The following is a 24,330-nucleotide window of genomic DNA, read 5'->3' as shown; positions in this document are numbered from 1 at the left end:
CCAATAGAATGGCTCGCTCAGAACGCCTGCTGACATTGCTGCAGACGCTGCGCCGTTACCGGCGGCCGGTGAGCGGCGCGGTGCTGGCGGAGGAAACCGGTGTCAGCATCCGCACGCTCTACCGCGACATTGCCAGCCTGCAGGCGCAGGGAGCGCTTATCGAGGGCGAGCCGGGGCTTGGCTATATCCTCAGACCCGGCTTCATGCTGCCGCCGATGATGTTTTCGCAGGACGAGATCGAGGCGCTGGTGCTGGGATCGCGTTGGGTGGCGCGGGCGGCCGATCCGAGGCTGGCGGCAGCGGGCGCCGATGCACTCGCCAAGATCGCCGACGTTTTGCCGCGCGAGATCCGCGACGAGATCGAAACGTCCCCTCTCCTCATCCACATGCGCCCGCCGATATCGAGCAAGGCCGACATGGGCGTGATCCGCAAGGCGATCCGCGGCGAGCGGGTGCTGAAGCTCACCTATACCGACGAGGGCGGCACCGTCTCCATCCGCAATGTCTGGCCCTTCGCGATCAGCTATACCGAACAGGTCCGAATGATCGTTGCCTGGTGCGAGCTCAGACAGGACTACCGGCATTTCCGCACCGATCGGATCGTCGAGATGATCCCGCAGGAGACGCGCTATCCGCGCCGCCGAGCCGCGCTGCTGCAGGAGTGGAGCGACCGCGAAATCGTGCCGCGCGAACAGAAAACACTACTGCCATAAACTGACAGCATATGAGTCTAGTATGGGTCCCATCGAAACAGGAGGACCTGCCATGACGAGCCTGAACACGTCCCAGACCATGGGCCAGACCATGGGCCAGACGACGCGCGGCAACCACCGTTCCGACGAGGCCGGCTCCGACACCTGGTATCCGCAATCGCTGATGCTCAGGATGATGCAGAATGCATCGCGCAGCATGGCGCATAGCATGGGACGGACCGGCGCTCCGCGTCTCGATCCGCAATCCATGTCGGAAAACCTGAGGCGCGATATCGGCGTCATCGACTGGGACAGCCGCGACCGCGAGCGGTAACCGACCACACTTTCACATTTCAATCACGCTTTTGAACGCTGCCGGAAAACCCGGCGGCGCTCGCATCATCACGTCATTTTCACGCAGAGGGACACTATCATGAACAGCCCCAATCTCATCATTCTCTATGTCCGCGATCCCGCCGAGAGTGCCAGCTTCTACAAGGCGCTCCTCAACCGCGAACCGGTCGCATCAGCACCCAATTTCGTGGCTTTCGCGCTCGATGGCGGCTTCACGCTCGGGCTGTGGCGGCTGAGCAGCGTCGTGCCGCAACCATCGGCGATCGGCAGCCGCGCCGAGATCGCCTTCATGGTGCCAGGCGAAAACGGCGTCTCCAACCTCTACCGCGACTGGCGCGACCGGCATCTGCCGATCGCACAGGATCTGACGGACCTCGACTTCGGCCCGACTTTCGTGGTGCTCGATCCGGACGGGCATCGGCTGCGGGTTTGTGAGCCGGATAAGTAAGCATCATTGCAAAGTATTAAAAAGGGCGCCTCGGCGCCCTTTGTCGTTACTTCTGCAGCAGGCCCCGCATCGGGTGGCCCTTGTAGACGCCGAGGATGCGCACCTTCTCGGAGAAAAACTGCAACTCTTCCAGAGCGCGGCGGACGTTAGCGTCGCCGGGGTGGCCTTCGATGTCGGCGTAGAACTGGGTGGCGACGAACTTGCCGCCGAGCTGGTAGCTTTCCAGCTTGGTCATGTTGATGCTGTTGGTGGCAAAGCCGCCGAGCGCCTTGTAGAGCGCGGCCGGAATGTTGCGGACATTAAAGACAAAGGTGGTGACCAGCTTCTCTTCGGCAGCGCCACGTTCGGCCCACTTCTCGTCACGCGAGAGGATGACGAAGCGGGTGACGTTGTCTTCGGTGTCCTCGACGTTTTCGGCGATGATATCGAGCTTGTAGAGGTCGGCGGCCAGACGCGGAGCGAGCGCTGCCATCGAGCGATCACCGGTTTCCTGCACCAGCTTGGCGGCGCCCGCCGTATCGCCGGCAACGACGGCCTTCCAGCCATTGGCGCGCACGATCTTGCGGCACTGGCCGAGCGCGTGGATGTGGCTGTGGACGGTGCGGACCTCGTCCTTGGTGACGCCGGGCAGCACCATGAGCTGGAAGCGGATCGGCATGAAATATTCGCCGATGATGTGCAGGCGCGATTCCGGCAGCAGGTGGTGAATGTCGGCGACGCGGCCGGCTATGGTGTTTTCGATCGGGATCATCGCCAGATCGGCATCGCCGCTTTCGAGCGCCACGAAGGCATCCTCGAAGGTCTGGCACGGCAGCGGCTCCATATCAGGAAACATGTCGCGGCAGGCCATATCGGAATTGGCGCCGAAGTCGCCCTGGAAGGCGATCTTGTTGGTCTTGATGCTCATGGAAGATCCGTCATTTCTATTGTGCGGAAAGAATGCGCCGCGCCTTTTCAAGGTCGGCGGGAGTATCGACACCGAGCGGAACGGTGTCAACGATCTCGACATCGATGCGCATGCCGGCTTCCAGCGCCCGCAGCTGCTCCAGCGATTCGCGCTTTTCGAGCGTGGAGGGCCCGAGCGATACGAAGCGCTCCAGCGCCGCGCGGCGATAGGTGTAGAGGCCGATGTGATGATAAAGCGGGCCTTCGCCATAGGGTGCCGTTGCCCGCGTGAAATAGAGCGCCCGCATGCGGGTCTCGGACAGCGGCGCGCCGACCACCTTGACGATATGCGGCGCCGTCTTGTCTTCCTCGTTGTCGATGGCGATGGTCAGCGTGGCGATATCGACTTCGGCGTCTTCAAGCGGGCGCAGCGATGCGCGTACCGTTTCCGGCTCGATCGTCGGCAGGTCGCCCTGGACGTTGACGATATATTCGATGCGGCCTTCTGGATCGACCTTGGTCAGCGCTTCGTAAATCCGGTCGGAGCCGGACTGGTGCGCCTTGGCGGTCATGACGACCTCGAAACCGGCGGCGGCGACCACGTCGAACACTTCCTGCTCGTCGACGGCAACGACCACGCGGCCGATCGCGGCCTCCTTCGCCCTCAGAGCCACCTGGATGACCATTGGCTTGCCGCAGATGTCGGCGAGCGGCTTTCCGGGCAGTCGGGTGGATGCCATGCGGGCCGGAATGAGGACGAGTACGTTGTCTAAATTTGGACTTGCCATTGCTCAGGCCTTCATTTCCGGGCGGAAAGGTGTCAAAAAGTCTCATGCTGCCGAGGCGTTCGGCTGTTGCAAGAACTAGCCAAAAGACATAGGTTTCGCTCGATTTCAAGTGACAGACCGGTTTTATGTCTGCCGGCTGTGAGGGGGGAGCATCACAGATGAATTCTTACGTGAATACGGCGGTGGGAGCGCTACTTGGGACGGTTTTCGTCCTGATGTCCGTATCCATCGCTTCGGAAAGCCTGTTTCATTCGGAAAATCCGGAAAAAGAGGGCTTTACCATTGTAGCCGAGGAAGCTTCGGCCGCCGATGCCGGTGGTGCTGCTCCGGCTGCCGCCGTGCCGATCGCGCAGCTGCTTGCAAAAGCCGACGCCAAGGCCGGCGAAACGGTCTTCAAGAAGTGTCAGGCCTGTCATGACGGCACGAAAGGGGGACCGAACAAGGTCGGGCCGAACCTCTTTGGTGTCGTAGATCGTCCCATCGGCGCGCATGAAGGTTTCGCCTATTCCGCCGCCATGAAGGATTTTTCCAAGGGCGCCAGCGAGAAGTGGACCTTCGATCACCTGAATCACTTCCTGGCCGCGCCGAAGAAGTACATTGCCGGAACGGCGATGGGCTTTGCCGGCCTCCAGAAGGACACCGACCGCGCCAACGTGATCCTCTATCTGCACACGCTGGCCGATTCGCCGGTGCCGCTGCCGGATCCGAACGCGCCTGATTCGGCGACGCAGTGAGATCTTCCATTGCATGAGATGCGAAAGCCCGGCCGATGCGCCGGGCTTTTTCGTTTCAGGTATCTCGATTATCCGAGCAGGTAGGCCCAGAAGGACACGGTGATGGCGCCGAGCGCGGTCGTCAGCGTGATCGTCGAGGCGGCCAAGCTGTGGCCGACGCCGAAGCGGTTGGCGATCAGCCAGGCGTTGACGCCTGTCGGAACCGCCGAGATCAGGACGAGTGCGGCCGTCCAATCGCTTTCGAGACCGAGCAGGTGGCTGGTGGTCCAAACGCAGGCAGGCAAGAGCAGCAGCTTGAAGGCGGAGGTGACGCTGGCGATGCCGACATTGCCCGAGGTGCCGTATTGCTGCAGCGCCATGCCGAGCGAGATGAGGGCGACGGGGCCGGACACGCCGGCGATCTGATCGACCACGAGTTCCACAGGCATCGGCATCGTCCAGCCGAGCAGATGCATGAGGGCGCCGCCGGCGAGCCCGATGACGAGCGGATTGCGAACGAGATTGCTGGCGATCTGGCGCAGCACCGCGACGATGCTGCGGCCGGGCCCACCGGCGATCTTGTGCTCGGCGCGCTCCATCAGAATGGTGCCGATGATCATCATGACAGGCAGGTGCACGGCGATCAGGATCGACAGCGGCACGAGGCCCTTGTCGCCGACGGTGCGCTGAACGAGCGGCAGGCCGATGAAGATGGTGTTGGCAAAAGCCGACGACACGCCGGCGAGCACGCCGATCCGGTCGTCGCGGCCGAAGAAACGCGTGGCAGCGATATGGGCGGCGGTCCAGGTGATGGCGACGCCGGAGAAGTAGGCGATCCAGAGCCTAAATGGCGAGGCGCCCTTGAAGTCCGCCTCGGCGATGGTGCGGAAGAGCAGCAACGGCACGGCGATCTTGAAGACGAAGTCGCTCAGCGCATCGCCGACCTCGGCCTTCATCAATCCCACTTTGACGATCAGCCAGCCGATGAGGATCATCACGAAGATGGGAAGAACGTCGAGAAAGATGGCGGACATCGGGGACGGATTGCCTATTGCATGGAATATCAAAGGTCTAACAGCAAACCGTTCGCGCTGACAAACCGGAATGACATCGGCCATGGCGCAAACGCAAAAAAAGCGGGGTTCGGCCCGCTTTTCCGCATCCGGTCCTGCCGGATTGCCGGTTGGTCATGCTGCCAGTTCATCCGTGGTCAGCGTCGCACCGGTATCGTCGAAGGGCATGACTTTATCTGTCGGGCCCTTCTCGATCGGCGACTGCCCTAAAGCCGTCCATGCCGATCTTGTTGATGAGAGATATAGCCAGGCAAAATGACAGGCGAATGACGTCCGCGCGGCATTTTTGCGAAAGGATTGGCCGCAGATCCGGCATTTCTGCTTCCCATGGGCTGAAAATCCGATAAGACCGACTACCGGCTATCACCAAAACCGGGACCTCCCATTTCATGACCAAATTCGATGTACTGACTGTCGGCAACGCCATCGTCGATATTATCGCGCGTTGCGACGACCAGTTCCTCATTGATCACAAGATCACCAAGGCAGCGATGAACCTGATCGATGCCGAGCGCGCCGAACTGCTCTACAACCACATGGGCCCGGCGCTGGAAGCCTCGGGCGGCAGCGCCGGCAACACGGCGGCCGGTATCGCCAATTTCGGCGGCAAGGCTGCCTATTTCGGCAAGGTTGCCGAAGACCAGCTCGGCGAGATCTTCGCGCATGACATCCGCGCCCAGGGCGTGCACTACCAGACGCAGCCAAAGGGCAAGTTCCCGCCGACCGCCCGCTCGATGATCTTCGTGACCGAGGACGGCGAGCGCTCGATGAACACCTATCTCGGCGCCTGCGTCGAGCTCGGACCGGAGGATGTCGAGCCCGAGGTCGTGGCACAGTCGAAGGTCACCTATTTCGAAGGCTATCTCTGGGATCCGCCGCGCGCCAAGGAAGCGATCCGCGATTGCGCCCGCATCGCCCATGAGAACGGCCGCGAAATGTCGATGACGCTTTCCGACAGCTTCTGCGTCGGCCGCTATCGCGACGAGTTTCTCGACCTGATGCGCTCGGGCACCGTCGACATCGTTTTCGCCAACAAGCAGGAAGCACTGGCGCTCTACGAGACCGAGGATTTCGAAGAGGCGCTCGTCAAGATCGCGCAGGATTGCAAGATCGCCGCGGTAACGATGAGCGAAGAGGGCGCCGTCATCTTGAAGGGCAGCGAGCGCTTCTATGTCAGCGCCATCGAGATCAAGGAGCTTGTCGACACGACCGGCGCCGGCGATCTGTTCGCGGCGGGCTTCCTCTACGGCTACACGCAGGGGCGGACGCTCGAGGATTGCGGCAAGCTCGGCTGCCTGGCGGCCGGTATCGTCATCCAGCAGATCGGACCGCGTCCGATGAAGTCGCTCGCTGAGGCCGGCAAGCAGGCGGGTCTCGTCTAAGGCCTGACTTACCTCTGGCGTACCTGCCTCTGACTTATCTGGAAGCCTTCAATCCGTTGAAGGCTTCTCTTATTTGAAGGCCTCTCCGGGATAGGCGCCCCAGATTTCCGACTGTGCCACCCAACCTTCGGCGCCGTCGATCTTGGCGAGGCACCAGTCGCCGGTGCATTCGCCGATGTTCATCATCACACCGGGCTCCAGCTTGGCGACGACGGTCGCGGAAGGCTGGGCCTCGCGGCGCACGTTGACGAAGACGCTCTTGCCCTTGCCCTTCATCCAGGGGGCGGCGATGGCGGCGCGGGAACCAGACAGCAGCGACTGGTTGACCCAGCCCTCGGTGCCATCGGCATCGCGCACCTGGCGCCAGTTGTCATATTCCTGGATGATTTCGACCGGCAGGCCGGCTTTCAGATACATCCACGACGCGGCATAATCGGTGCCGGGGCCGATGCGCAGGTTGACGCGCTTGGATTTCAGCGTGACGAAGCGCGGCAGCGGCAGGCCGCTCGGACCCTTCGCCGCCTGGGCATAGCCAAGCTCGGCGGTGCCGGCCGAAAGCACAAAGCCCAACGCGAGGGCGAGGCATGATTTAAGGACTGTGCTGCGCATGACGATTTCCGTTCGCTATGACCCAGGCGGTTCCTCCGCCTGATTTCCGGACCTCGACATTCCACGCACGCTCAACGAGTTTTGTTTGTCTTCGCGTACGGGTCTGGTAGAAATTCCCCGGAACGGGAAAATTATCCCGCGTCTTGGTTAAGGACCTCTGAACAAGGCAGCAGCTCCAGGATATGACGACAAAGAAAAAAACGAAGGTCTACATTACCCGCAAGCTGCCGGATGCCGTCGAAACGCGCATGCGCGAATTGTTCGACGCAGAGCTCAATATCGACGACACGCCGCGCACCGCAGCACAGCTCGCCGCTGCGATGAAGACCGCCGACGTGCTGGTGCCGACGGTGACCGACCGGATCGACGCGGCGCTGATCGACGAGGCGGGGCCGCAGCTGAAGCTGATCGCCAGCTTCTCCAACGGCACCGATCACATCGACGTGGAGGCTGCCGCCCGCAAGGGCATCACCGTCACCAACACACCGAACGTGCTGACCGAGGATACAGCCGACATGACGATGGCGCTGATCCTCGCCGTGCCGCGCCGGCTGGGCGAAGGTGCGCGTGTGCTGACCGACCGGCCCGGCGAATGGGCCGGATGGTCGCCCACCTGGATGCTCGGACGGCGCATCCATGGCAAGCGGATCGGCATTGTCGGCATGGGCCGGATCGGCACCGCCGTTGCCCGCCGCGCCAAGGCCTTCGGCCTCTCCATTCACTATCACAACCGCAAACGTGTGACGGCGACGACGGAAGACGAGCTTGAGGCGACCTACTGGGAAAGCCTCGACCAGATGCTGGCGCGCGTCGACATCGTCTCGGTCAACTGCCCGTCGACGCCGGCGACCTTCCATCTGCTCTCGGCACGGCGCCTGGCGCTGCTGCAGCCGACGGCCTATCTCGTCAACACCGCCCGCGGCGACGTGATCGACGAGGCGGCGCTGATCAAGTCGCTCAGGGAAGGCAAGCTCGCCGGCGCCGGGCTCGACGTGTTCGAGAACGAGCCCGCGGTCAATCCGAAGCTGATCAAGCTCGCCAACGAGGGCAAGGTGGTTCTTCTGCCGCATATGAGCTCGGCGACGATCGAGGGCCGCATCGACATGGGCGACAAGGTGATCATCAACATCCGCGCCTTCATGGACGGCCACCGCCCGCCGAACCGGGTGCTGCCGGGGCGTTAAGCCAAAGCTCTAAACCGGCAGGCGCTTACGCATCTCGATCGAGGTGACGCGGGTGAAGCCCGGATGGGCGTTCTCGGCGGTCTTCTCAAAACCCCAACGGCCGAAGACGGCATGATTTTCGGTGAGCTCGATGCGCGTTTCCAACCGCAACGCCGGCAGCGAAAGTGCGCGTGCCGTGTCCTCGGCGATGCCAAGCAGTTTCCGGCCAATGCCGCGCCGTTCCGCAGCCGGCGCCACCGCCAGCTTGCCGACATAAAGGCAATCCGCCTCGGGCCGCAGGAAGATGCAGCCGACAAGCGCACCCTCTTCGATGACGACATAGGCGATCTCGGCTTGCGCCTTGGCGGCCAGCGATTGCACCGTCAATCCGAGCGCCGAGGATGGCGGGTCGATGCGGTCGTTCATGTAAGCGAAGGACGACAGGATGAGCGCGAGAAGCTCGTCCCAACGGGAGAAACCGGCACCGAGGCGAAGGATGGTCACGATGCCTGGCTTTGGCTCTGTCGGGCGCGCCGACGCTTGTAGCGGATGGTGTCGAAGCGCGCCGCAAGCGCATCGTAGAGCAGCAGGCGGCCGACCAGCGGTTCGCCGGTGCCGGTTATGAGCTTGATCGCTTCCATCGCCATCAGCGTGCCGATGACGCCAGTGAGCGCGCCGATGACGCCGGTCTCGGCGCAAACCGGGATCAGGCCCTCCGGCGGCTTTTCCGGGAAGAGGTCGCGATAGGTGGGGTTGAGCACGCCATCGGCTGTTGTCTCGTAGGGCTTCAGAACGGTGACCGAGCCATCGAACCGGCCGACGGCGCCGGTTACCAGCGGCAACTGAGCCGTTTCGGCGGCATCGGCCGCGGTGTAGCGCGTGTCGAAATTATCCGAGCCGTCGATGACAAGATCGAAGCCGGAGAGATGGCGGCGGGCGCTATCTGCGGAGAAGCGCTCCTCGAAGCGGATGACGCGGACATGCGGATTGAGCCTTGCGATGGCGAAGGCCGCACTTTCCGTCTTCAATTCGCCGATCGTGCCGGAATCGTGGATGACCTGGCGCTGCAGATTGGAGAGCGACACCCGGTCATCGTCCGAAATCCCGAGCGTGCCGACGCCGGCTGCCGCCAGATATTGCAGGATGGGAGCGCCGAGGCCGCCGGCGCCGATGACAAGCACACGCGCTGCCTTCAGCTTCTGCTGGCCGGCGCCGCCGATCTCCGGCAGCAGGATGTGGCGCTGGTAGCGGGCGATTTCTTCCGGGCTCAACGGTTCCATGGGCGCGATGCTAGCATGGCCCTTGGCGGCGGGGAAAGTGTCGGTCATTCGAATATCTTTCCATCGGCAACGGTGAAAAACTGCGCCCGATCGCCGAGCGCTGCGAACATCGACCGATCGGTGCCGGTCATGAAGGCCTGACCGCCGAGCGCGTCGATCAGATCGAAAAGTGCTGCGCGCCTGTTTTCATCGAGATGGGCGGCGATCTCGTCGAGCAGCAGGATCGGCGCATGGCCGGTGAGATTGGCGACGAGACGGGCGTGGGCCATGATGAGGCCAACCAACAGCGCCTTCTGCTCGCCGGTTGAGCAACGCGCCGCTTCCATGCGCTTGTCGCGGTGGCGGACGAGCAGGTCGGCGCGGTGCGGGCCCTCGAGCGTGCGGCCGGCGGCGGCGTCGCGATAGCGGCTTTCGGCGAGTTGTGCGGCGTATTCGTCCTCTAGATCGACGGCGGGGCGATCGAACTGGCCATCCATGAAGCCGGCGAGATCGAGCGAGGCCGAGGGGAATGGCGAGGTCTCGCGCGTTTCCTCGATGAGGCGGACGAGGAGGCCCAGCATCTCCTGGCGGGCCATGGCCATGGCGATGCCGAGCGTTGCCATCTGCTCCTCGATGCCCGACAGCCAGGAGGGATCGAAGCGGCGCTCGTCGAGCAGCTTGTTGCGGCTGCGCATGGCGCGCTCGAAATCGCTGGCGCGGCGGCCATGGGCGGGATCGAGCGACAGCACGAGGCGATCGAGGAAGCGGCGACGCTCGGACGAGCCGCCGGTGAAGAGGCCGTCCATCGAGGGCGTCAGCCAGAGAAGGCGCAGGTGATCGGTGAGTTCGTCGGCGGTCTTGGCCGGCGTACCGTTGATGCGGAGCCGCCGCGACGTGCTCTCGTCGTTGCCGTCGACGCCGGTGCCAATCTCGACCTCGCCATCCATACCGTCGAGGGCCGCGAAGATCGTAAAGCCGCCATGGGCGCCGACGCGGGTGACATCGCCATAGGTGGCGCGGCGCATGCCCCGACCCGGCGACAGAAACGACACCGCCTCCATCAGATTGGTCTTGCCGGCGCCGTTATCCCCCACCAACACCACATGCCGGCCATCCAGCTGCAAACCGGCCGACGCATAATTGCGAAAGTCGGTGAGCTTGAGACGGGACAGGGAAACCTTGTGGGGCATGCTTTATCCGGATTCGTGACGGCTGAGAGCTAAGCGCTATGGGCGCGGATGGCAAGGGTGGGGGGAGCTTCGGCGAGTTGCGAGGAGTGGATGTTTAGCGACCTGCAGTGTGGCGGTAAGGTATTGAGCGTCGTGCCGTGGGATACCCCCCTCTGCCCTGCCGGGCATCTCCCCCACAGGTGGGGAGATTGGCTGGGCGCGGCCACTCGCTCCGACATCAACGTTTGGATGGGGAGCATGCCACGAGTCGATCTCCCCCCTTGTGGGGGAGATGTCCGGCAGGACAGAGGGGGGTAACACACGGCACAGCCTCGCGATCATCACATCCTCAAAGACACACCAAAACCCCACGCCGCCCGGAAGGCCGTGTCTCCACCATTCCAATCTTCACTCGGACGGGGCGCTGGAAATCACCTCGATTGAGTAAATAGAATATGGCGCTTCCCAGCGCCCCGTTCGGCGGTTTTTATCCGCGACTTCGATCTCTCTGCCTTCTCGCCCAACTTCGCGGCGAGACCATGTGTGCCTCACAGGCACGTCCGGGCTCAACTCGGCCCCTCTTGCGAGGGAAACCGCCGTCACCGGAGGGAGACCATTTTCCGCAGACCCGGGTCATGAGGTTTTGCGTCTCACCCTCACGCTCCGCGCCGATCCCGCCTCGCCGGCACGCCTGCCGGTGTATCCGATGACGGGACGCAGATAGTGTAGGGCGGGATTTTCGAGGCGGGGAAAATCAGCGCCTGGATTTTGCGTAAGTGGTTGATCGTCAATGGTCGCATCATCTCCGACATCCCCTCGCTGGAGGAGCCGCATCATTCACGGCGAGGGCATTGCGTCGCAGCGGCTTTCGCGGCAGCGGGCGAGCGCTTATATGAGGCGTGCCGCAGGAACGCGGCGGAACGGATTTTGCGATGGATAGCGAGATACAGGGACGAGCGGCGCATTCGGCGGCGATCCGGGAGCGGGCCGAGGCGGAGATGGCGGGCATGGGGGTCGATGCGGCGTTTATCGATCGGCTGGTCGAGACGTTTTATGGGCGCGTGCTTGCGCATCCCGCGCTGGGGCCGGTGTTCGACGCCAGGCTTTCCGGGCGGTGGCCGGAGCATATGGAGAAGATGAAGAGCTTCTGGTCCTCCGTCGCCTTTCGCAGCGGCGCTTACGGCGGCAAGCCGGTGCAGGCGCATGTCGGCGTGGCCAACATGACGCCGGATCTCTTTCCGCAATGGCTGGCGCTGTTTTCCGCGACGCTCGACGATATCGCCCCCTCCGAAGAGGCAAAGGCCTGGTTCATGGCGACGGCCGAGCGGATTGCCCGGAGCCTGACGCTGTCGCTGTTCTACAATCCTGCGCTAGACGATCCCAGGCTGAAGAAGGGCTGAGATCGCCGGGCCGGCCCGAAATCAGGCGATGCGCTTGTAGAAGAAGGTCGAGGCGCAGAAGCCGCCTTCCGGCCAGAGGGCGTAATCCGGGATGACGCCGACGCGCTCCCAGCCCAATCGCGGATAGATCGCCTCGGCATCGCTGCCGGTCGCAGTATCCAGCACGAGAATGGTCTTGTCGCGGCGCGCTGCTTCCTCTTCGGCAGCGCGCATCAGGAGGCGCGCGAGGCCCTTGCCGCGGGCGGCGCGGTGGACGAGGAGCTTCTTCAAGTCGGCGCGGTGCGGCTGGTTCGGCATCTGGGCGGCGCCGATCTGCACGGTGCCGAGCACCCTGCCTTCAACCTCCGCGACGAAAAGCAGGGTGGCGCCCGTGGCGACGCTCTCGGCGACGGTCCGCCAGTAGGGTTCCGCATCTTCACGCGTATAGGGTTGCATGAAGCCGACGGAGGCGCCGCCATCGACACAATCGACGAGCACATCGCAAAGATCGGGTATCGCGGCGCGCGCCTCTGTCGCGTCGAGCAGGCGGATGGTGGTCATGGGGGCTCCTGAGATCGATTAATGGCGGCGGCGGTCGAGCACGACGCAATAGCGGGCCGGCGCGGGGCCGGGATTATGAAAGACATGGCCTTCGGCCACGGGCATGAACAGGCAATCGCCAGGAAGCAGGCGATGCACGGTGTTGTCGCCGGTCGTCATCTCCATTTCGCCATCGAACATCCAGATATGCTGGGTCATGCCGCTGGCCGCCGCATGCGGAGGGAAACTGACGCGGGCGCCGGCCGGGAATTCGACATCGACGATATCGACATCCGACGTGGTGCCAGGCGGCGAGACGGCGCGCCTGATGTAGCCGGTTTCCGGATCGCGCCAGACCTGCTGGTCTTGCCGGCGCAGCAGCGGCGCGGCCTCGCCCTCCTCCGCAAAGAAGGCAGACAGCGACAGGCCGAGTGCGGCGCAGACGCGGGCGAGCAGGGTTGCGGTCGGACTCGCCTCGCCGCGCTCGATGCGCGAGATCATCGCCCGACTGACTCCCGAGGCGGTGGCGAGATCGTCGAGCTTCAGGTTTCTGTCGGTTCTTAACCTGCGAATCCTGACGCCGATCGCGGTTTCGAGTTCCTGTTCCATTATCCGATCCATATTTCCACTATAATAGAAATGCATGGTTCAATCCTGGAATCAAGCGCTATTTTCGCCGCGCGACAGCGCGACTTATCGTAAACGAAACCCTGCTTTTCCGCTTTGCGGCAAGGGGATGCGCTGCTATATGCGGCGCATGAGCACCAATTCGACCCGCACGCCCCTCGACCATATCCGCAACTTCTCGATCGTGGCCCATATCGACCACGGCAAGTCGACGCTGGCCGACCGCCTGATTCAGTCGACCGGCGGCCTTGCCGAGCGCGACATGTCGGAGCAGGTGCTGGATTCGATGGATATCGAGCGCGAGCGCGGCATCACCATCAAGGCACAGACCGTTCGCCTGCACTACAAGGCCAATGACGGCGAAACCTATATCCTGAACCTGATCGACACGCCCGGCCACGTCGACTTCGCCTATGAAGTGTCGCGTTCGCTGTCCGCCTGCGAGGGCTCGCTGCTCGTCGTCGACGCCTCCCAGGGCGTCGAGGCGCAGACGCTCGCCAACGTCTACCAGGCGATCGACAACAACCACGAACTCGTCACGGTCCTCAACAAGATCGACCTGCCGGCGGCCGAGCCCGACCGAATCAAGGAACAGATCGAGGAAGTGATCGGCATCGACGCCTCCCAGGCCGTGCTGATTTCGGCGAAGACCGGTCTCGGCATTCCCGATGTGCTGGAGGCGATCGTGCACCAGCTGCCGGCGCCGAAGAGCGAAGCCGGCGAGAAGGGTCCGCTGAAGGCGCTGCTCGTCGACAGCTGGTACGATACCTACCTCGGCGTCATGGTTCTGGTGCGCATCCTCGACGGCGTGCTCTCCAAGGGCATGACCATCCGTATGATGGGCACGGACGCCAAGTATCAGGTCGAGCGCGTCGGCGTGCTGACGCCGAAGATGCTGGCGGTTGATTCACTCGGCCCGGGCGAGATCGGCTTCTTCACCGGCTCGATCAAGGAAGTGGCGGACACCCGCGTCGGCGATACCATCACCGAGGACAAGAAGCCGACGGCGACGGCGCTGCCGGGCTTCAAGCCGGCGCAGCCTGTCGTGTTCTGCGGTCTCTTCCCTGTCGATGCGGCCGACTTCGAAGATCTGCGCGCTGCCATGGGCAAGCTGCGCCTCAACGACGCGTCGTTCTCGTTCGAAATGGAAAGCTCGGCCGCGCTCGGCTTCGGTTTCCGCTGCGGCTTCCTCGGCCTGCTGCATCTCGAGATCATCCAGGAGCGTCTGGAGCGCGAGTTCGATCTCGATCTGATCGCCACCGCCCCTTCGGTCGTCTATCAGCTGACGATGACCGATGGTTCGGAGCGCGAGCTGCACAACCCGGCCGACATGCCTGATGTCGTCAAGATTTCCGAGATCCGCGAACCCTGGATCAAGGCGACCATCCTGACGCCGGATGATTATCTCGGTGGTATCCTGAAGCTCTGTCAGGACCGTCGCGGTATCCAGACGGAACTCACCTATGTCGGCAAGCGCGCCATGCTCACCTACGAGCTGCCGCTCAACGAAGTGGTGTTCGATTTCTACGACCGCCTGAAGTCGATCTCCAAGGGTTATGCCTCGTTCGACTATCACCTGGCCGATTACCGCGAGGGCAACCTCGTGAAGATGTCGATCATGGTCAATGGCGAGCCGGTCGATGCGCTCTCCATGCTGGTGCACCGCACGGCTGCCGAAAAGCGTGGACGCGACATGTGCGAGAAGCTGAAGGACCTGATCCCCAGGCACATGTTCAAGATCCCGATCCAGGCGGCGATCGGCGGCAACGTGATCGCCCGCGAGACGATCTCGGCGATGCGCAAGGACGTGACGGCCAAGTGCTACGGCGGAGACGCATCGCGCAAGCGCAAGCTGCTCGACAAGCAGAAGGAAGGCAAGAAGCGCATGCGGCAGTTCGGCAAGGTCGACATTCCGCAGGAAGCCTTCATTGCCGCACTGAAGATGAAGGACGACTGAGGCTCTTTGCTTCTGCCTGATATGCGCATATCATATGCGCATATCAGGAGACCGATCATGCCTCAGACCCGTCGCAAGGCCGCCAACCTGTCGCTCGACAGCGAGCTCGTCTCGCAGGCGCGCGAACTGAACCTCAATGTTTCCAAGGCCGCCGAAGACGGCCTCAGGCGCGCCATCAAGAGCGAGCGCGAACGGCTTTGGCTGATCGAGAACGCTGACGCGATCGATGAAGCGAACGCCTACGTCGAGAAGCATGGGCTGCCCTTCGCCAAGTACCGCACATTCTAATGGCGCGCTTTCGCGTCTATGAAGTGGGCAGCGACTATGCTCTCGATGTGCAGTCGAACCTGCTCTATCGGCTTAACACGCGTGTCATGATTCCGCTCGTCGTTGCCAGCCAGGTTGTCAACGTCATGTCCAGGCTAAACCCGGTCTTCGTGGTGAACGGCAGGAATTATCTGATGTCCACCGAGCGCATGGCGTCTATTCCTTTATCGGAGATCCGCGCTGAGATTGCCGATCTCTCCTCACGAAGCGACGACATCACCGCGGCGCTCGATTTCCTCTTCCAGGGCTTCTAAAGCGCGTCGCGATCTTTCAGATTCGCTCCTTGCGCTTTAGGTCCTTGTTTTGTCGCATGTCGTTATCGCAAAACCGCTTCGCGCTTTTGCGCGACATGCTCTAGGCGTTCCTCTCCATATAATCCTTCGTCAGCTTTTCGTAATCCTGCATCTCCGGCAGCGCCTCATAGCTGTGCACAGCGCCGGTTGCGGCGAAGGCGAGCTTCTCGCGGGTCCATGTCTCGATGAAGGGTGTGAACCAGCTGGCGTCGTCGAGCATGGTCGGGCGCAGGTTGACGAACCACTCCATGCCCTCCGTTTTCGTGAACATCCAGGTCATGCAGTGCGGGCAGAAATAGTGGTGCGACATGGCGCCGTGCAGGCCGCCGATGACGGGTTCGCCGCTGGTGATCTCGAAGCCTTCGGAGGGGATCGCCGCGCTCAGCGAATAAGCGCTTGAGGACATGGTCTGGCAGCCGGTGCAGTGGCAAGCCATGGTCAAAAGCGGCTTGGCGCTGATCTTCAATCGCACGCGACCGCAGCGGCAGCCGCCCTCGCTCGGCAAATTCAACTGGCTCATCTCTATCTCCCTGATTCCGATTGAGATGATAGCGCCCGGCGGGCGGAGATGAAGAGGATCGGTCGAATAAATGCGCTTTGTGATGAACTCTCAACCTGCGGGACGAGATGGCTGCCCTCGGATCGCCCGTCCTGCCTCATTGAAAATGCGCAATAATCTGTCGCGCCCGCGACATATCCGTACCCACGGGTGCGTTGACCGGCGCGAATGCATTTTCAATCACTGATTGTTTATATGTTCATTTAGGCTCCGGCCAACAAGCGGGCAATCCTTCGCCCCGAAGGCTATGCCTGGCGCGATATATCGACATTTAACCGGCTAATTGGCGTCGTTTTCGACCGGTTTTCCCCGCTATTCGCAGCTTTCGTTTTGGGGCTTGCAACGGCCGACCTTTACGATAGGTTGCGCGTTGACTTGCACGTAACAGGTCACCAAGGGAACAACGACGAATAAAAGGCGCTAAAAGCCTAGAAAGGTGGGCCCCCACATGAACTTCCCCACGAAGAAATTTCTTGCCTCCGCAGTGCTTGGCTCGCTGCTGGCATTCTCCGCCCATGCGGCGACGATCAACATCCACAATGGCGGCGACCCACAATCGCTGGATCCGCAGAAGCTCTCCGGCGACTGGGAAAACCGCATTGCCGGCGACATCTTCGAAGGTCTGGTGACCGAGGACGCGCATGACAATCCTGTCGCCGGCCAGGCCGCGAGCTGGACGATCTCGGACGACCGCAAGGTCTATACATTCAAGCTGCGCGACGGCATCCAGTGGTCCGACGGCCAGCCGGTGACCGCAGGCGACTTCGTGTTCGCCTTCCAGCGCCTGATGGACCCGAAGAACGCCGCCGACTACGCCTATCTGCAGTTCACCATCAAGAACGCCGAGAAGATCAACAAGGGCGAGATCACCGATTTCAGCCAGCTGGGCGTCAAGGCGATCGACGACAAGACGCTCGAGATCACGCTTGAAAACCCGACCCCCTACTTCCTCAACGCACTGATGCACTACACGGCCTATCCGCTGCCGAAGCATGTCATCGACGCCAAGGGCGCCGACTGGGTGAAGATCGGCAACATCGTCACCAATGGTCCGTACACGCCGACGGAATGGGTTCCGGGCTCGCACGTCACGACCAAGAAGAACGACAAGTATTGGGATGCCGCGAACGTCAAGATCGATGGCGCCAAGTTCTTCGTGCTTGAAGACCAGGAAGCCGCGCTGAAGCGCTACCGCGCCGGCGAATTCGACATCCTCACCGACTTCCCGACCGACCAGTATGAGTGGATGAAGAAGAACCTGCCGGGCCAGGCGCATGTCGCGCCGTTCTCCGGCCTCTATTACTACGTCATCAACTCGCAGAAGGGCGCGACCGCCGACAAGCGCGTGCGCCAGGCGCTCTCCATGGCGATCAACCGCGAAGTCATCGGACCGCAGATCCTCGGCACCGGCGAACTGCCGGCCTACTCCTGGGTTCCGCCGGGCACCGCCAATTACGGCGAGCCGGCTTACGTCTCCTGGAAGGACGAGCCCTACAAGCAGAAGGTCGAAGAGGCCAAGAAGCTCTTGACCGAAGCCGGATTCGGACCGGACAAGCCGCTGACGCTTGAGCTGAAGTACAACACCAACGACAACCACAAGCGCATCGCCGTTGCGATCGCCGCCATGTGGAAGCCGCTGGGTGTCAACGTCCAGCTCGTCAACGCCGAGACCAAGGTACATTACGACCAGCTGCAGCGCGGTGACGTGCAGGTTGGCCGCGCCGGCTGGCTCGCCGACTACAACGACCCCGACAACTTCCTCAGCCTGCTGATGACCGGCGTTCCGAACAATTATGGCCGCTGGTCGAATGCCGACTACGACAAGCTGATCAAGGACGGCAATGCCGAAACCGATCTGGCGAAGCGGGCGGAGATGTTCAAGAAGGCCGAGCAGATCGCGCTCGACGACAGCGCCGCGCTGCCGATCTACTACTACGTTTCCAAGAACGTGGTCTCGCCGAAGATCGAAGGCTTCGTCGACAACATCCAGGACATCCACCGCACCCGCTGGCTGTCCATCAAGGAATAAAGAGAGGCATTGTCTTCACCCTGCCCGGGGGTGATTGCAACTTGAGAAAGACCCTCTCTGGCCTGCCGGCCATCTCCCCCACAAGGGGGGAGAAGACCTGCCGCGCCAACCCTGCCCCAATCCCGCTTCGGCGGATCGGCCGGGTTAAGCCCTCCCCCTTGTGGGGAGGGTTGGGAGGGGTATTTTCCCACACTATTGCCTTCGCATCCGCGCGAACCAGTTTCGACTGATCACGATGATGCGAAAGACCCGGCGCAGGAAAGACCGTCACCACCATGATCAATTATGCATTCCGTCGATTGCTGTCGACGATCCCCGTTATGTGGATCGCCGTGACAGCCTGCTTCTTCGTTCTGAGATTGGCCCCAGGCGGGCCGTTCGATGGCGAAAGGCCGTTGCCACCGGTGATCCTCCAGAATCTGGCGGCCCACTACAATCTCGATAAGCCGCTGATCCTGCAATATCTCTATTATGTCGGTGATCTCCTGAAGGGCGATCTCGGTCCCTCCTTCGCGTCGGAAGACTTCACCGTCGCGCAGCAGATCATGATCGGCCTGCCCTACACCTTCATCATCGGCACCGCGGCCTTTCTGCTGGCGATCGTCATCGGTGTCGCCGTCGGCTGTCTTGGGGCGCTCTACCAGAACAAGGCGCCGGATTACATTCTGGGCGCGCTGATCCTGGTGGGCGTCGTGCTGCCGAACTTCCTGATCGCGCCGATCCTGCAGCTGGTCTTCGGTATTCACCTGCAGTGGCTGCCTGTCGGCGGCTGGGGTAATGGATCGTTGAAATTCCTGGTGCTGCCCGTGGTCGTGCTGGCGCTGCCGCATGCCGGGCGCATCTCGCGCATCACCCGCGGCTCGATGATCGAGGTTATGGGCCAGAACTTCATCCGCACCGCCAAGGCCAAGGGCATCGGCCCGCGGCTGACCGTCATGCGCCATGCGCTGCGACCGGCGATGATGCCCGTCGTTTCCTATCTCGGCCCGGCGGCCAGCTATCTCTTGACCGGCTCGCTGGTCGTCGAAAGCGTCTTCGGCCTGCCCGGTATCGGCCGCTACTTCGTCAACGCCGCATTGAACCGCGACTACGGCATGGTTCTCGGCACGGTCATCTTCTACATGGTGCTGATCGTGTTCCTGAACCTTCTCGTCGATATCGCCTATGCCTGGCTCGATCCGAAAGTGAGAAACCGATGATCCTCAACCCCGCAAAGAGAGAGCTGCTCGCGGCTGAACTGCTGGAGGCCGAGGGTCTCAGCCCCGTCAGCCGTTCGCTCACCCGCGACGCGCTGCGCCGCCTCTGTCGCAACAAGGCGGCCGTGGCCTCGATCATCGTGCTTGTCCTGCTCGTGCTTGCCGCCTTTATCGGCCCCTACCTCATTCCCTTCGGCTACGAAGATCCGGATTGGGCCGCCTTCCGCGCACCGCCTTCGTTTGCCGACGGGCATTATTTCGGGACCGACCCGAATGGCCGCGACCTGCTTGCCCGCGTGCTTTACGGCACCCGCGTCTCGCTGGCCGTGGCGCTGACGGCGACGCTTGTCTCCGTCGTCATCGGCGTGCTCTATGGCGCCATCTCCGGCTATATGGGCGGACGCGTGGATGCCGTCATGATGCGCTTCGTCGACATCATGTACGCCTTCCCCTACATCCTCTTCGTCATCCTGCTGATGGTGATCTTCGGCCGTAACGTCTATCTGCTCTTCGCGGCGATCGGCGCGCTGGAGTGGCTGACGATGGCGCGCATCGTGCGAGGGCAGACGCTGTCGCTCAAGCAGCGCGAATTCATCGAGGCGGCGCGCGCCTCGGGACAGAAGCCGCTGAAGATCATTACCCGGCACATCATTCCCAATCTTGTCGGCCCCGTCGTGATCTTCGCGGCGCTGACCGTGCCCGAAATCATCGCGACGGAGAGCTTTCTCTCCTATCTCGGCTTCGGCGTGCAGGAGCCTCTGACCTCATTGGGAACGCTGATCTCCGAAGGCACCGACGCCATGGAGAGCATGCCGTGGCTGCTCGTCTTCCCGGCCGGCTTCCTCGTCGCCCTGCTGCTCAGCCTGCTGTTTATCGGCGACGGCCTGCGCGATGCATTCGACCCAAGGGACCGCTGAAGGGATCGCTGACATGCAAAAAGACATCAAGAACGACACCCTTCTCGAATTGAAGGACTACTCGATCAGCTTTCGCACGCCCGAGGGCGAGGTGAAGGCCGTTTCCAACATGAACCTCACCGTCAAGCGCGGCGAGCGCATCGCGATCGTCGGCGAGAGCGGCTCCGGCAAGAGCCAGACCTTTCTCGGCATCATGGGCTTGCTCGCGAAAAACGGCCGGACCAGCGGACAGGCGCTTCTCGAAGGGCGCGACGTACTGGCGCTGAAACCGCGCGAGCTGGACCATGTGCGCGGCAAGGATATGGCCATGGTGTTCCAGGACCCCATGACCGCGCTCAATCCATCGCTCAGGATCTCCCGGCAGCTGACGGAGCAGCTCGAAGTGCATCGCGGCTTTACCGCGCGTGCGGCCTCGGCCGAAGCTCTCGACATGCTGAAGCGCGTTGGGATCCCCGACCCATCCAGGCGCTTCAACCTTTATCCGCACGAGCTATCCGGCGGCATGCGCCAGCGCATCGTGATTGCCATGGCGCTGCTGACGAAGCCGAAGCTCCTGATCGCCGACGAGCCGACCACTGCGCTCGACGTGACGATCCAGGCGCAGATCCTCGACCTCTTCAACGACCTGACCGCCGAGATGAACACGGCGCTGGTGATGATCACCCACGATCTCGGCGTCGTCGCCGGGCTCGCCGACCGGGTGGCTGTCATGTATGCGGGCCGCATCGTCGAAGAAGCGCCGGTGGGCGAGCTCTTCGAGAACCCGGCGCACCCTTATACGGCGGCACTCCACGCCTCGATCCCGCGACCGGACCAGGATGTCGACCAGCTCGCCGTCATTCCCGGTAGGCCGCCGAACCTGCAACATCTGCCGAAAGGATGCAGCTTCTCGCCGCGCTGTCCGCTCGTGCAGAACGACTGCATCGACGCCGCACCACGGCTCGACGTGCAGGCGCCGCGCCATCTCGCGGCCTGCTTCCATGCCTTTCCACGCCTCGAGGAGGTTCTGACCAATGGCTGAACGTTCACTTCTCAGGGTCGAGAACCTGACGACCCAATTCGACGTACCCTCCAAGGGCTTCTTCAAGCCACCGCTGACGCTGACTGCCGTCAACAATGTCAGCTTCGATCTCAGCGAGGGCCGCACGCTCGGTATCGTCGGGGAATCTGGCTGCGGCAAGTCGACCCTCGGGCGCTCGATCCTCAGACTCCTGAAGGCGCAGAAGGGCCGTATCCTCTGGCAGGGCCGCAACCTGCTCGACCTCTCGGACGAGGAGATGCGGGCCGCACGCCGCGACATGCAGATCATCTTCCAGGATCCGATCGCATCGCTCGACCCGCGCATGACGGTCGGCGACATCATCGCCGAGCCGCTGACGGTGTTCGAACCGAAGCTCAACCGCGCTCAGCGCGCCGAGCGGGTGCAGGAGATCATGGCCGCCGTCGGCCTCGTGCCTGAGATGATCAACCGATATCCGCACGAGTTCTCGGGCGGCCAGGCGCAGCGCATCGGCATTGCCCGGGCTGTCATCACGCGGCCGAAGCTGATCATCTGCGACGAGCCTGTCTCGGCCCTCGACGTGTCGATCCAGGGCCAGGTGATCACGCTGTTGCGCAAGCTGCGCAAGGAGTTCGGCCTGACGCTGATCTTCATCAGCCACGATCTCTCGGTCGTGCGGCTGATCTCCGACGATGTACTGGTGCTCTATCTCGGGAAGGTGGTCGAAGCCGGCGATTGCGCGACGGTGTTCGACAAGCCGGCGCATCCCTATACGCAGGCGCTGTTTTCGGCAGCCCCAATCCCGGATCCGAAACTGGCGCGCGGACGCCAGCGCATCCGGCTGCAGGGTGATCCACCATCGCCGCTGAACCCGCCAAAGGGTTGCGTCTTCTCACCACGCTGCTGGAAGGCGACGGACATCTGTCGAACCGAGATGCCACCAAGCGAAGAGGTCAGGCCCGGCCAGACGGCCGCCTGCTACCATATCGAGCGCTGATATCCGGGCGGCCACGACGATTATCGTGGCCGCCTGCCTCCCGCAAAGCGTGTGCGTCCTGCAACAGCGCGCATATCATCACCTGCTCAAGGACCATACTGTGGTCATTGCGTAGTCTTGCGGGCTTCCCTCCAGCGCCGGTTGCTCTATGGTGCGTCCATCAGACCGGAGGGGTTCATGCGCGTACGGTTTCTCGTTGTCATGCTGCTGCTGACCAGTTGTGGCCACCCAAGCGGCGTGATGACGCCCGTGGCGCTGACGGCGGCGACGCCGAACACCACCCGCGTCGACATGTTGGTCGCAACCACACGCGAACCCTCGGGCGATCCGGCGACGCTGTTTAACGGCGAACGCAGCCCCAAACCGTCGCTGACGGCCGTCGAAGTCTCCATTCCGCCGAACCGCAAGTCTGGCACCGTGCAATGGCCAAAGCGCCTGCCGCCGAACCCGGCCACCGACTTCGCGGTCACCGGTGTCCAGCAGATCGCCACGGTTCCGGAAGGGCGTACCTGGCTCAGCCAGCACATGCATAACGGCCACGCGCTGGTCTTCATCCACGGCTTCAACAACAAGTATGAGGATTCCGTCTTCCGGCTGGCGCAGATCGTCCACGACAGCAAGATGGACGCGACGCCGATCCTCTTCACATGGCCGTCGCGGGCGCAGATCACCGCTTACGAATACGACAAGGAAAGCACCAACTATTCGCGCACGGCGCTGGAACAGGCGCTGAGGACACTGGTCAACGATCCCAACGTCAAGGACATCACCATTCTCGCGCATTCCATGGGCACGTGGCTGACGATGGAGTCGCTGCGGCAGATGGGCATTCGCGACGGGCACCTGAACAGCAAGATCCGCGACGTCATCCTGGCCTCGCCAGACATCGACATCCAGGTCTTCGCCAAGCAATATGCCGAAATGGGCACGCCGCGCCCGAAGTTCACGATCTTCGTGTCGCAGGACGACCGGGCTCTGGCCTTCTCAAGCTTCATCACCGGTCGCGTTTCGCGCCTGGGCGCCATCGACCCGACGGTCGAACCCTATCGCACCAAGCTGGAAGAGGCCGGCATCACGGCGATCGACCTCACCAAGGTCAACAGCAACGACAGGCTGAACCACGGAAAATTCGCCGAGAGCCCCGAGATCGTGCAGCTGATCGGCCAACGCCTGATGACCGGCCAGCCACTCACCGACAGCAATGTCACTCTCGGACAGGGCATCACGGCGGTGGTCGGCGGGACGGTCACCAATATCGGTACCGTGGCCGCGACCGCGGTGGCCGTGCCGGCGACGATCATCGAAGCGCCGATGATGCATCCGCCGAAGAAGAAGCCGGCCACGGCCGATCAGACGCTGCAGGGCGATTTGAAGGAACAGCAGCTGACGCAGTGAGGCGGGGCGGCTAGGCATGATGGCGGAAGCAGAAGCCAGAGGATTCGTCTGCTGCTGAAGACCTGCTCGATCGCCTCGCCTCGTGCGGCGTTGCCAATGTGCGTGCTGCAAACGCCAAAAAGCCCGCGTGAAGCGGGCTTCGTTCGTACTTGTGTTATGTCATTCTGAGGGAATTTAGGCGCCCTGCCGGACTTTGAACAGTCGTGCGGCGTTCAGGTGATAGTCCTGATGACGCCGAGCTACGATCGCCAGCGAAGATGAAGTCTTCGCGCTAGCGATAAGGTTGAGGTTCTGGAAAGGAAGATTGGTTGCGGGGGCAGGATTTGAACCTGCGGCCTTCAGGTTATGAGCCTGACGAGCTACCGGGCTGCTCCACCCCGCGTCCTCAAGGTGAGGCGCTTGCGCCTCATCCTAACATCGACGAACCGCGTAGCGGTTTGTCGTTCTGCCGGGGCAACTGCGAAGCGGTTGCTCCCGTACGACGTTTCCGTCGTCGTGCCGGAGCAAAACCCTATGGGTTTTGTTCCTGTAAGGGACGCACCATTATAGCTGAGGTGCGTCGAAGTTTCATTCTGTATG

General features: G+C 62.5%; 27 protein-coding genes, 1 tRNA gene and 1 pseudogene. 17 read left to right on the top strand and 12 right to left on the bottom strand.

The window, feature by feature from the left end; all coding sequences use genetic code 11:
* The first annotated feature begins 8 nt into the window (after nucleotides 1–8).
* The 3 genes from D460_RS0113570 (at nucleotide 9) to D460_RS0113560 (ending at nucleotide 1,494) form a co-directional block, all read left to right on the top strand.
* Complete coding sequence (locus D460_RS0113570; protein WP_018899100.1) at nucleotides 9–713, top strand: YafY family protein; 705 nt, start codon at nucleotides 9–11, stop codon at nucleotides 711–713.
* 52 nt (nucleotides 714–765) lie between these two features.
* Nucleotides 766–1,026: a hypothetical protein gene (locus D460_RS0113565; protein WP_018899099.1), complete on the top strand. Its 261-nt coding sequence runs from the start codon at nucleotides 766–768 to the stop codon at nucleotides 1,024–1,026.
* Between the two features lie 99 nt (nucleotides 1,027–1,125).
* Complete coding sequence (locus tag D460_RS0113560; RefSeq protein WP_018899098.1) at nucleotides 1,126–1,494, top strand: VOC family protein; 369 nt, start codon at nucleotides 1,126–1,128, stop codon at nucleotides 1,492–1,494.
* A gap of 46 nt (nucleotides 1,495–1,540) precedes the next feature.
* Here the strand turns inward: D460_RS0113560 and D460_RS0113555 are convergent, their stop codons facing one another.
* Nucleotides 1,541–2,401: a prephenate dehydratase gene (locus D460_RS0113555; RefSeq protein ID WP_018899097.1), complete on the bottom strand. Its 861-nt coding sequence runs from the start codon at nucleotides 2,399–2,401 to the stop codon at nucleotides 1,541–1,543.
* Between the two features lie 16 nt (nucleotides 2,402–2,417).
* Entirely contained in the window at nucleotides 2,418–3,167 is a 750-nt protein-coding gene (locus D460_RS0113550) for a 3-deoxy-manno-octulosonate cytidylyltransferase (protein WP_018899096.1), read from the bottom strand.
* A gap of 158 nt (nucleotides 3,168–3,325) precedes the next feature.
* On the opposite strand from D460_RS0113550, the gene D460_RS0113545 reads away from it, so the two are divergent.
* Nucleotides 3,326–3,901 carry a cytochrome c family protein gene (locus tag D460_RS0113545; protein ID WP_018899095.1) on the top strand — a complete coding sequence of 192 codons (576 nt, stop codon included), beginning with the start codon at nucleotides 3,326–3,328 and terminating at the stop codon, nucleotides 3,899–3,901.
* A gap of 68 nt (nucleotides 3,902–3,969) precedes the next feature.
* Here the strand turns inward: D460_RS0113545 and D460_RS0113540 are convergent, their stop codons facing one another.
* Entirely contained in the window at nucleotides 3,970–4,914 is a 945-nt protein-coding gene (locus D460_RS0113540; RefSeq protein WP_018899094.1) for an AEC family transporter, read from the bottom strand.
* An 82-nt stretch (nucleotides 4,915–4,996) separates the two neighbouring features.
* Here D460_RS0113540 and D460_RS35940 point away from each other — a divergent pair, with 82 nt between their 5' ends.
* Both D460_RS35940 and D460_RS0113530 read left to right on the top strand, forming a co-directional pair.
* Nucleotides 4,997–5,212 (top strand): hypothetical protein, encoded by a 216-nt coding sequence (locus D460_RS35940; RefSeq protein WP_155947747.1) that lies wholly within the window; start codon nucleotides 4,997–4,999, stop codon nucleotides 5,210–5,212.
* A gap of 130 nt (nucleotides 5,213–5,342) precedes the next feature.
* Nucleotides 5,343–6,335 (top strand): adenosine kinase, encoded by a 993-nt coding sequence (locus D460_RS0113530; RefSeq protein WP_018899092.1) that lies wholly within the window; start codon nucleotides 5,343–5,345, stop codon nucleotides 6,333–6,335.
* A gap of 69 nt (nucleotides 6,336–6,404) precedes the next feature.
* Here the strand turns inward: D460_RS0113530 and D460_RS0113525 are convergent, their stop codons facing one another.
* Nucleotides 6,405–6,944 (bottom strand): SH3 domain-containing protein, encoded by a 540-nt coding sequence (locus D460_RS0113525; RefSeq protein WP_018899091.1) that lies wholly within the window; start codon nucleotides 6,942–6,944, stop codon nucleotides 6,405–6,407.
* Nucleotides 6,945–7,126: 182 nt separating this feature from the next.
* Between D460_RS0113525 and D460_RS0113520 the strand changes: the two genes are divergently transcribed.
* Nucleotides 7,127–8,128 (top strand): D-glycerate dehydrogenase, encoded by a 1,002-nt coding sequence (locus tag D460_RS0113520; RefSeq protein ID WP_018899090.1) that lies wholly within the window; start codon nucleotides 7,127–7,129, stop codon nucleotides 8,126–8,128.
* Nucleotides 8,129–8,137: 9 nt separating this feature from the next.
* On the opposite strand, the gene D460_RS0113515 is transcribed toward D460_RS0113520, so the two are convergent.
* The 4 genes and pseudogenes from D460_RS0113515 to D460_RS36740 form a co-directional block, all read right to left on the bottom strand.
* Nucleotides 8,138–8,611: a GNAT family N-acetyltransferase gene (locus tag D460_RS0113515; protein ID WP_018899089.1), complete on the bottom strand. Its 474-nt coding sequence runs from the start codon at nucleotides 8,609–8,611 to the stop codon at nucleotides 8,138–8,140.
* Nucleotides 8,608–9,435 carry a molybdopterin-synthase adenylyltransferase MoeB gene (locus tag D460_RS0113510; protein WP_018899088.1) on the bottom strand — a complete coding sequence of 276 codons (828 nt, stop codon included), beginning with the start codon at nucleotides 9,433–9,435 and terminating at the stop codon, nucleotides 8,608–8,610. Before D460_RS0113510 ends, D460_RS0113515 begins: the two co-directional genes overlap by 4 nt.
* Nucleotides 9,432–10,556: a DNA replication/repair protein RecF gene (gene recF, locus D460_RS0113505; protein WP_018899087.1), complete on the bottom strand. Its 1,125-nt coding sequence runs from the start codon at nucleotides 10,554–10,556 to the stop codon at nucleotides 9,432–9,434. The genes D460_RS0113510 and recF overlap by 4 nt, the downstream gene beginning before the upstream one ends.
* A 138-nt stretch (nucleotides 10,557–10,694) precedes the next feature.
* A pseudogene (locus D460_RS36740) lies at nucleotides 10,695–10,853 on the bottom strand (riboflavin biosynthesis protein RibD); the annotation flags it as partial.
* Between the two features lie 614 nt (nucleotides 10,854–11,467).
* Between D460_RS36740 and D460_RS0113500 the strand changes: the two are divergent.
* Entirely contained in the window at nucleotides 11,468–11,935 is a 468-nt protein-coding gene (locus D460_RS0113500; RefSeq protein ID WP_018899086.1) for a truncated hemoglobin, read from the top strand.
* Nucleotides 11,936–11,956: 21 nt separating this feature from the next.
* On the opposite strand, the gene D460_RS0113495 is transcribed toward D460_RS0113500, so the two are convergent.
* Complete coding sequence (locus tag D460_RS0113495; protein ID WP_018899085.1) at nucleotides 11,957–12,475, bottom strand: GNAT family N-acetyltransferase; 519 nt, start codon at nucleotides 12,473–12,475, stop codon at nucleotides 11,957–11,959.
* A gap of 18 nt (nucleotides 12,476–12,493) precedes the next feature.
* A complete protein-coding gene (locus D460_RS0113490; RefSeq protein WP_018899084.1) occupies nucleotides 12,494–13,063 on the bottom strand; it encodes an XRE family transcriptional regulator in 570 nt (189 codons plus the stop codon).
* A gap of 139 nt (nucleotides 13,064–13,202) precedes the next feature.
* On the opposite strand from D460_RS0113490, the gene lepA reads away from it, so the two are divergent.
* Genes lepA through D460_RS0113475 form a run of 3 tightly spaced genes read left to right on the top strand, consistent with a single transcriptional unit; the run spans nucleotide 13,203 to nucleotide 15,619 of the window.
* Nucleotides 13,203–15,038: a translation elongation factor 4 gene (lepA, locus tag D460_RS0113485; protein ID WP_026283110.1), complete on the top strand. Its 1,836-nt coding sequence runs from the start codon at nucleotides 13,203–13,205 to the stop codon at nucleotides 15,036–15,038.
* A gap of 57 nt (nucleotides 15,039–15,095) precedes the next feature.
* On the top strand, nucleotides 15,096–15,326 hold the full coding sequence (locus D460_RS0113480) for a type II toxin-antitoxin system CcdA family antitoxin (protein ID WP_018899082.1): 231 nt from the start codon (nucleotides 15,096–15,098) through the stop codon (nucleotides 15,324–15,326).
* Entirely contained in the window at nucleotides 15,326–15,619 is a 294-nt protein-coding gene (locus tag D460_RS0113475; RefSeq protein ID WP_018899081.1) for a CcdB family protein, read from the top strand. The genes D460_RS0113480 and D460_RS0113475 overlap by 1 nt, the downstream gene beginning before the upstream one ends.
* A gap of 100 nt (nucleotides 15,620–15,719) precedes the next feature.
* On the opposite strand, the gene D460_RS0113470 is transcribed toward D460_RS0113475, so the two are convergent.
* A complete protein-coding gene (locus D460_RS0113470; RefSeq protein WP_018899080.1) occupies nucleotides 15,720–16,178 on the bottom strand; it encodes a GFA family protein in 459 nt (152 codons plus the stop codon).
* Nucleotides 16,179–16,665: 487 nt separating this feature from the next.
* Between D460_RS0113470 and D460_RS0113465 the strand changes: the two genes are divergently transcribed.
* From D460_RS0113465 to D460_RS0113435, 6 genes are all read left to right on the top strand, one after another.
* Complete coding sequence (locus D460_RS0113465) at nucleotides 16,666–18,246, top strand: peptide ABC transporter substrate-binding protein (protein ID WP_018899079.1); 1,581 nt, start codon at nucleotides 16,666–16,668, stop codon at nucleotides 18,244–18,246.
* Between the two features lie 275 nt (nucleotides 18,247–18,521).
* Complete coding sequence (locus tag D460_RS0113455; protein WP_018899078.1) at nucleotides 18,522–19,445, top strand: ABC transporter permease subunit; 924 nt, start codon at nucleotides 18,522–18,524, stop codon at nucleotides 19,443–19,445.
* A complete protein-coding gene (locus D460_RS0113450) occupies nucleotides 19,442–20,359 on the top strand; it encodes an ABC transporter permease subunit (protein WP_018899077.1) in 918 nt (305 codons plus the stop codon). The genes D460_RS0113455 and D460_RS0113450 overlap by 4 nt, the downstream gene beginning before the upstream one ends.
* Before the next feature lie 13 nt (nucleotides 20,360–20,372).
* A complete protein-coding gene (locus D460_RS0113445; protein WP_018899076.1) occupies nucleotides 20,373–21,380 on the top strand; it encodes an ABC transporter ATP-binding protein in 1,008 nt (335 codons plus the stop codon).
* Nucleotides 21,373–22,356 (top strand): oligopeptide/dipeptide ABC transporter ATP-binding protein, encoded by a 984-nt coding sequence (locus D460_RS0113440; protein ID WP_018899075.1) that lies wholly within the window; start codon nucleotides 21,373–21,375, stop codon nucleotides 22,354–22,356. Before D460_RS0113445 ends, D460_RS0113440 begins: the two co-directional genes overlap by 8 nt.
* 177 nt (nucleotides 22,357–22,533) lie before the next feature.
* Nucleotides 22,534–23,751, top strand: a complete 1,218-nt coding sequence (locus D460_RS0113435) for an alpha/beta hydrolase (RefSeq protein WP_018899074.1) — start codon at nucleotides 22,534–22,536, stop codon at nucleotides 23,749–23,751.
* A gap of 305 nt (nucleotides 23,752–24,056) precedes the next feature.
* Here D460_RS0113435 and D460_RS0113430 read toward each other — a convergent pair.
* A tRNA-Met gene (locus D460_RS0113430) sits at nucleotides 24,057–24,133 on the bottom strand.
* Between the last annotated feature and the right edge of the window lie 197 nt (nucleotides 24,134–24,330).

The organism is Rhizobium sp. 2MFCol3.1, from assembly GCF_000377565.1.
Taxonomy (GTDB): Bacteria; Pseudomonadota; Alphaproteobacteria; order Rhizobiales; family Rhizobiaceae; genus Rhizobium.
Note: the sequence above shows the minus strand (reverse complement) of the source record. Positions and strands in the feature narration are given on the sequence as shown.